The organism is Haliea sp. (genome assembly GCF_040222615.1).
Taxonomy (GTDB): domain Bacteria; phylum Pseudomonadota; class Gammaproteobacteria; order Pseudomonadales; family Halieaceae; genus Haliea.
In genome coordinates this window covers 1-8,038 of sequence record NZ_JAVKCQ010000098.1, presented here as the reverse complement: position 1 = coordinate 8,038, position 8,038 = coordinate 1, and the positions used below count along the sequence as shown (strand labels likewise).

At 63.2% G+C, this 8,038-nt stretch carries 5 protein-coding genes and 1 pseudogene; 1 reads left to right on the top strand and 5 read right to left on the bottom strand.

Annotated elements, in window-relative coordinates:
• Positions 1-297, top strand: a pseudogene (locus RJQ10_RS08140) (argininosuccinate synthase); the annotation flags it as partial.
• Between the two features lie 22 nt (positions 298-319).
• On the opposite strand, the gene RJQ10_RS08135 reads toward RJQ10_RS08140, so the two are convergent.
• The 5 genes from RJQ10_RS08135 to RJQ10_RS08115 form a co-directional block, all read right to left on the bottom strand.
• A complete protein-coding gene (locus tag RJQ10_RS08135; RefSeq protein WP_350145439.1) occupies positions 320-673 on the bottom strand; it encodes a glycine zipper family protein in 354 nt (117 codons plus the stop codon).
• 55 nt (positions 674-728) lie between these two features.
• Positions 729-1,994 carry a cytochrome P450 gene (locus tag RJQ10_RS08130; RefSeq protein WP_350145437.1) on the bottom strand — a complete coding sequence of 422 codons (1,266 nt, stop codon included), beginning with the start codon at positions 1,992-1,994 and terminating at the stop codon, positions 729-731.
• Entirely contained in the window at positions 1,991-3,322 is a 1,332-nt protein-coding gene (locus RJQ10_RS08125; protein WP_350145435.1) for a metal-dependent hydrolase family protein, read from the bottom strand. Before RJQ10_RS08125 ends, RJQ10_RS08130 begins: the two co-directional genes overlap by 4 nt.
• 122 nt (positions 3,323-3,444) lie before the next feature.
• Positions 3,445-6,588, bottom strand: coding sequence for an error-prone DNA polymerase (locus tag RJQ10_RS08120; protein WP_350145433.1), 3,144 nt, complete (start codon positions 6,586-6,588; stop codon positions 3,445-3,447).
• A 3-nt stretch (positions 6,589-6,591) separates the two neighbouring features.
• Positions 6,592-7,578 (bottom strand): integron integrase, encoded by a 987-nt coding sequence (locus RJQ10_RS08115; protein WP_350145431.1) that lies wholly within the window; start codon positions 7,576-7,578, stop codon positions 6,592-6,594.
• Positions 7,579-8,038: the final 460 nt, after the last annotated feature.

Sequence of the window (8,038 nt, the reverse complement as noted above, 5' to 3'; positions counted from 1 at the left end):
ATGCCGCGCTACGCGGAGATGATCTACAACGGTTACTGGTGGTCACCGGAGCGGCAGATGCTGCAGACCGCCATCGACCAGAGCCAGGTGAATGTGAACGGCAAGGTTCGGCTGAAGCTGTACAAGGGCAATATCATTCTTGCCGGGCGGCAGTCCGCGGACAGCCTGTTCGACGAGAGCATTGCCACCTTCGAGGACGACGCCGGAGCCTACAACCAGAAGGACGCCGAGGGCTTTATCAAGCTCAACGCCCTGCGCATGCGCATTGCTGCCAACAAGGGCCGCAAGCTGTTCTGAGCTCCCGCGGCGCGCTGCCGGGTCAGTTCAGCACCCGGTAGCCGCGCCCGCGCATGCAATTCTTGGCTACCCGCTCGCGATCCCGGTCGTTCTTGATTCCGGAGGTCGCCCCTCCGGTGATGGCGCCGGTGGCCGCACCTTCGGTGCCGCTGCCGGTCACAGCGCCCACGGCACCGCCGACCACGGCACCGAGTCCGGCGCCGCGGGCCACGCCACCGGCAACATCCACCTCTTCGGCGTAGCGCTGGCACTCGGCCATATCCTGGTGGTACTGGTTCATGTCGACGCCCTTGGTGTCGACAATGGGCCGGGGCGTGCCCGAGCACGCGGTCAGGGCCAGGGCGGCGATCACCACCAGCATGCGCAATGATTTCATGTTGACCTCGTTGTCGTCAGTCTTGCTCTCTTGGGCAGCAAACGCCGCCGGGGGTTCAGTCCAGAGTGTAGCGCACCGGCAGGGATTTCAGGCCGCCGACAAAAATCGCCTTGACCCACTCCGGGTCGCCAGCCAGTTCCATGTGCTTCAGGCGCGGCAGCAGCTCGCGGAAAAAACAGGACACCTCCAGCGCCGCCAGATGCTGTCCCAGGCACATGTGGGAGCCGTAGCCGAAGGCGAGCTGGGCTTTCGGGTCCCGCTGCAGGTCCAGCCGATTGGGGTGGTCGAAGGCTTCCGGGTCGCGGTTGGCCGCGGGGTACCAGAGGGCGATGTTGTCGCCGGCGCGGATCTGGCGGCCATGCAGCTCCAGGTCTTCGGTGGCGGTGCGCACCATGTGTCGCACCGGTGACACCCAGCGAATAATCTCCCTGGCGGCGCCGCTGTCGATATCCGGGCGGTCGCGCCAGAGGGCGAGCTGGCCGGGGTATTCCAGCAGCGCCTTCATGCCACCGCCGATGGTCGCGGAAGTGGTGTCGTGCCCGGCAGTCGCGGTGATGATGAAGTAGCTGGCCTGGTCGAGGACGTTCATCGGCTCACCGTCCACTTCCGCATTGGCCAGCACGGTGGCCAGGTCGTCTTTCGGGTTCTTCTTGCGGTCTTCGATCACCTCGCTGAAGAAAGCGCCGAAGTCATTCAGCACCTCCAGACCGGCGGTTTCGCCTTCGCCGCGCTGCAGGCTCGGATCCTGGCCGCCAAACAGCTCCTGGGTCAGTTTCAGCATGGTTGCCTCGGCCTCCCGCGGCAGGCCCAGGATAGAGAGGATGATGCGCAGCGGATAAAGCAGGGCGATGTCGCGAACGAAGTCGCACTCGCTGCCCATATCCTGCATCTTGTCGACAAACTCCTTCGACAGGGCCTGCACCTCGGCAGTCAGGCTCGCGATCGAGCGCGGCAGGAACCACTCGCGGGTGACCCGGCGCAGCTTCAGGTGCTTGGGCCGATCCATGTGGATCAGGGTCTCCAGGCCGTTGCGGGTGCCGAAGCGTTCCAGCAGCGCTTCCTCGAAGGCCGCGGGTACCAGCACCGTGCGCGGCGCACTGAGGAAGCGATCGTTCTCGCTGCCGATGCGCTTGATGTCGTCGTAGCGGCTCAGGGACCAGAACGGACGGTAGTCGGGGTGTTCCACCCGGGCCACGGGGTCGTTGCTTCGCAGGTAGTCGAACAGGGCATACATGGTCCGTTCATCGCCCATGATGCGGGCGTCCAGCACATCGGCGGGCTTGAAGGGCGGTTGTTGCTGTTGGGGCGTGGCACCGGTCACGGTGATCTCCTGTCAGAGTGCTTTATCTGTTGTTTGAATACCTTGCCGCCCTTCATCACAAAGCCCACGTCGAGCAGGCTTTCGATGTTCTCCAGTGGCGAGTTTTGCAGGGCAATGACATCGGCTTGCTTGCCCGGTTCCAGCGTGCCGAGCGTGTCGGACATGTCGATCAAATCTGCGGCGCTGACGGTGGCGCTGACCAGAATCTCCATCGGCGTCATGCCGGCCTCGTGCATGAGCACCGCCTCCATGGCGTTGTCGCCATGGCGGGATACGCCGGTGTCGGTGCCAAAGGCAACCTTCACCCCCGCCTTGTGGGCCCGGGCGAAGTTGGCCTGCATGTCGTTGCCCACGCGGATCGCCTTTTCGCGGATAGCCGGGCTCATGAAGTCAGACTCCGTCGCCATGATCTTGACGGTGTGGCCCGCCAGCAGGGTGGGAACCAGGTAGGCACCGGTGGATTTGAACAGCTTGATCGATTCGGGGCCCACGTAGCTGCCGTGCTCGATACTGTCGACGCCCGCCTGCAGGGCGGCGATGATCCCTTCTTCCTGGTGGGCATGGCTGATGACCTTGCGGCCCATGCGGCGGGCGGCTTTGACTACTTCCTTCAGCTCATCCATCTCCATCTGCTGGCCGGTGCCGGTGGCGCGGTCGGTCAGCACGCCGCCGGTCGAGGTGATCTTGATCAGGTCGGCGCCGTACTTGATCGCTTCCCGGGTGGCGCGGCGGCAATCGTAGGGGCCGTCGCAAATGGTGCTGTCGGTATAGAATTCCATCAATTCCGGTTTCATGCCGCTGACGTCATTGTGGCCACCGGTAATGCCTACGCCGCCGGCGGCGACAATACGCGGTCCGTCTATCCAGCCCCGGTTGATGGCGTCCCGCACGGCGTATATTTCCTGTTCGCTGGAGCCGGCATCGCGAAGGGTGGTAAAACCCGCGTCAAGCGTGCGCAGCGCGTACATCAGCGACTGCATCTGCATCAGCTGGGGGGAGTTTTTCAGGTCTTCGCTGTCATTCTGTGGACCCAGTTCACCCTGCAGGTGCACGTGCATGTCCATCAGGCCGGGCATTACGAAACCGTCTTTCAGGTCGATGACTGTTGCTGTCTCCGCAAACGCTGCCGGATCCCGATAGCCGTCCAGGACCTGGCTGACCTTGTCGTCGACAATAACCAGGGTCTGCTCTGTCTGCGGTTGCTGGCCCGGTACGGCGAGCAGGGTACCTGCATGAACGACCGTCGTGGCCGCCTGTACGCTGGCGCCGCTCAGCAGGGCGGTGGCCAGGACCAGGGTACGGCTGAAAGGGTGGGGCAAACAGGGCATGGATGATCTCCTTTCCAATGTTGTTGTCCTGAAAACGGCTTGCAGTATGCCAAAAGCAATCTGTCTGCACAGGGTCATTTATGGCCACATTTTGACCGGTGCAATTCTGTCGCGGTTTCCGGTCAGTGGAAGTCCCGCGACTGCAGCGGCAGCTCCGCCAGCGCTTCGCTGTAGTCCTGCAGCGCACCGGCGATGATGTGGGTGACGCCGTCCTTGCGCTCCAGAGTGCCCTTTACCACCAGCAGCCGGCCGTTCATCAGCTCGCGCCGGAAATGCTCCTGGGTACGGGTCCATACCACGATGTTGCTGCTGCCGGTTTCGTCCTCCAGGGTCAGGAACAGCACCCCGGAGGCGCTGCCGGGACGCTGGCGGCAGGTGACCAGGCCAGCGATACGGACGAAGCCCCGGTTCACCACCGCGTGCAGCTCCGCGTGGCGCTTGCAGCGGTTGAAGGGGTACTGGTCCCGCAACAGGCTGAGGGGGTGGGCGCGCAGGGTCAGGCCGGTGGCCCGGTAGTCCGCGAGCACTTCCTCCGCCACGGCCGGCGCGGGCAGCTGGATGCCGTCGTTGAAATAGCTGGCGGGCTGCTGCTGTTCTTCCCGCAGCAGGGGCCGCGGCTGCTCCAGAGCCATGACCTGCCACTGGGACTGGTGGCGGTTGCCACTGAGAGAGGCCAGTGCGTCCGCATCCGCCAGTGCCTCCAGGTCGCGCTTGTCCAGCTGCGCCCGCAGCCGCAGCTGGCTGAGCTGGCGAAAGGGCTCCCGCGCCCGCGCCTCTACCAGGCGCCGGGCACCGTCGCGGCTCAGGCCCTTTACCAGCCGCAGCCCCAGGCGAACGGGGGGATGCCCGGAGCCGGTGGCGGCCAGCAGCTGGTGGTCCCAGTGACTCTGGTTCACATCCACCGGCAACACCGTGACCCCGTGGCGGCGGGCATCCTGGAGCAACTGTGAAGGGGAATAAAAGCCCATTGGCTGACTGTTCAGCAGGCCGACAAAGAACGCCGCCGGATAGTGGCACTTGAGCCAGGCGGACACCCAGGCCAGCAGGGCGAAACTGGCAGAGTGGGACTCCGGGAAGCCGTAACCACCAAAGCCCTTGATCTGGTCGAACAGGCGGTGGGCGAAATCCTCCTCATAGCCGCGGGCGATCATGCCGCGAACCAGCTTCTGTTCAAAGCTCAGCAGCTTGCTGTTCTTGCCCCAGTTGCTGATGGCCCGGCGCAGCTGGTCCGCCTCGCCGCCGGAAAACCCCGCCGCCACCATCGCCAGGCGGATCACCTGCTCCTGGAAGATGGGCACCCCCAGGGTGCGGTCCAGCACCGAGCGGATCTCTTCGCTGGGGTAAGTGACCGCTTCCAAACCCTGCTTGCGGCGCAGGAACGGGTGCACCATGTCCCCCTGGATGGGGCCGGGGCGGACGATGGCGATCTGGATGACGAGATCGTAGAAACAGGCCGGGCGCAGCCGCGGCAGCATGGACATCTGGGCCCGGGACTCAACCTGGAACACGCCCACGGAATCCGCCTGCTGCAACATGCGCCAGGTGGCGGCGTCATCCCGCGGGATGTCCGCCAGCGTGCGGATGTGGGGGTGATCCCGGTGCACCAGTGCCAGGCTCTTGCGGATGGCGGAAAGCATGCCCAGGGCGAGTATATCCACCTTGAGCAGGCCCAGGGATTCGATATCCTCCTTGTCCCATTGGATCACGGTGCGGTCCACCATGCTGGCGTTTTCCACCGGCACCAGCTGGGAGATCGGCCCGCGGCTGATCACGAAGCCGCCCACGTGCTGGGACAGGTGGCGCGGGAAGCCGAGGATTTCCTGTACCAGCCGCTGGAACAGGGCCGCCTGCTGGCTGTGCCCGGCCACGCCCTGTTCCTCGAAGCGCTTGCCTAGGTCCGAGCTGCGGTCCCACCAGGCCATGGATTTGGCGAGGTCATCCACGAACACCGCATCCAGCCCCAGCGCCCTGCCCACGTCACGCACTGCGCTGCGCGCCCGGTAGCTAATGACCGTGGCAGCCAGGGCGGCCCGCCGGCGACTGTACTTGTCGTAGATGTACTGGATCACCTCTTCGCGGCGCTCGTGCTCGAAATCCACATCGATATCCGGCGGCTCGTCCCGCTCCCGGGAAATGAAGCGTTCGAACAGCAGCGACACCTGGTCCGGCGACACCTCGGTGATGAACAGGCAATAACACACCACCGAGTTGGCCGCCGAGCCGCGGCCCTGGCAGAGGATGTCGCGCTCGCGGGCAAAGCGCACCAGGTCGTACACGGTGAGGAAGTAATACTCGTAATGCAGTTCCGTGATCAGCTCCAGCTCGTACTCAATGCGTGCCCGCGTCTCCGCGGAGACGCCCCCGGGCCAGCGCACCGCGCAGCCCGTCTCCACCAGTTCACGCAGATAAGTGGTTGCGGTCTGCCCTGGCGGCACTACCTCCTCCGGGTATTCATAGCGCAGCTCTTCCAGGCTGAACTGGCAGCGGCGGACGATGTCCAGCGTCGCCGCCAGCATGGCGGGGGGATAGAGCTGCTGCAGCTTGTCCAGCCGCCGCAGGTGCTGCTGGCTGTTGGCCAGCCGCCGGCGCCCCAGCCGGGCTACGCTGGTGTTGTGGCGCAGGGCGGTGAATACATCGTGCAGGGGCTTGCGCGCAGCCGCGTGCATCTGCACATTGCCGCAGGCCACCATCGGCAGGTCCAGGGCCTGTGCCAGGGCATGCAGCCGCAGGTGCCGGGCCACATCGTCGCCGCCCAGCAGGTGGCTGACCCCCAGCCATACCCGTCCTTTACACAGTCGCGCCAGTTGCTGGCCATAGCCCTGCTCGGCAGCGTCCGTCTCCTCGCCGTTCTCGTCCGTGGCCTCGCTATCAACCTGAGTCGTCCCGTCCCCCCGCGGCAACCAGATCAGCAGGCAGCGCTTGAGATGAAAGATTACATCCCGCAGCGCCACCTGGTACTCCCCCTTGGGACTGCGTCGTCGCGCCAGGCTGATCAGCCCGGACAGTTCGCTGTAGGCCGCACGACTTGGCACCAGCGCGACAAGGCAGATGCCCTCCACCAGGTTAAGCTCACTGCCGATAATGAGTGGCAGCCCTACCTCCTTCGCCGCCACGTGGGCCTTGACCACGCCCGCCAGCGAACACTCGTCAGTAATGGCCAGGGCCGCGTAACCCAGCTCTGCCGCACGCTGCACCAACTCGTGCGGGTGGGAGGCACCGCGCAGGAAGCTATAGCAGGTCAGAGTGTGGAGTTCGGCGTAGGGCATGGGTCACAAACCATCCAGGGGACTGACCACGCCCATGGCTCCCCGCCGAATCACATGGGTGTAGATCTCGGTAGTCCTGACGTCACTATGACCCAGCAGTTTCTGGATGGTGCGTAGATCGTAGCCCTGCTGCAGCAGGCGCGTAGCGAAACTGTGCCGGAAGGTGTGGCACTTGATGTGCTTGTTGATGCCTGAGGCTCGCCTGGCCCCGGAGAGGGCCTTGCGCAACGCGGATTCATGCAGGTGGTGCCGTCGCAGTACGCCGGTCCGGGGGTCCTTGCCTATGGCTGTTGAGGGAAACAGGTACTGCCATGCAAGCTCTTTGGCGGCATTCGGATATTTGCGGGACAGAGCGTAAGGCATATACACCTCGCCGTAGCCATCTCTCAGATCCTGCTCGTGCTGGCAGGCTACCCGTGTGATTTGTTCCTCAAGCAGTAGTCTCAACTGATCCGGGAGGATGGTGGTGCGATCCTTATCGCCCTTTCCCGAGCGCACGGTGATTGTGGACAGCTCAAAATCAACATCCTTGATGCGCAGAGAGAGCATTTCATTGAGCCGCATGCCGGTACCGTAGAGCAGTGCGACCATGGTGCGGTGGAGGCCATACAAGTGTTCGATAATCAGCATGGCTTCCTGGTGGCTCAACACGGCAGGCAGGCGAGGCTGGACTTTCGCACGCGAGAACTTCAGGCCCTCGACGGCCACGCCCATGAATCTCTTGTAGAGGTAAATCAGGGAATTCAGTGCGATATGCTGCGTTGACGGCGAACAGGATCTTTCGTTGGCCAGCGCACTGAGAAACTGATTGATATGGGCTTCCGACAGCCTGGCGGGATGCTGCTTCCCGTGGAACAGGATGTAGCGCCTGATCCAGTGGATGTAGGTCTTCTCGGTCTTCCAGGCATAACCGGCGTCCCGCATGTGACGGCGGACCTGGTCAAGTAGCCTGGGAGGGCTGGAAGAGATGGCTGGTCTGATGTCGTCCATGGCTGCCATTCAATAAAACTGTATGCATATACAGTAGTATGGTGGAGGTGGATTGCAAGCGGCTTTTCACCGGAAAGAAGTGAGGCGGGTCAAGTGGTTTGATATAAGTTATTGAATTTATTCGAATAAACGTCGATTGGTTTGGACGAATTTGATGTCTTGCTAACCTCCAGATGCTCCGACTAACAGACGGTTCTTGCGACCCAGGCCTGCCAAGTTGTTGATTCAGTGAGGGATAACGCCATTGAGCTCGCACGGCGTGCTGGAGTTAGCAAGCGGGGTGTTATACGGTCTGGTCTTTCTAATAAGCTGTTAAGTTTACGAATCATGAATCGAACACTGTAAGCGCAAAATAATCTACGCCCTGCCAGCGCCGGCCTGAACTGTGCAAGCTGCACCCTCCGAATCGTTAGCCCCGGAGGGCACAACCCATGTCGGAGGTTTCTCAGCCACCCATCAG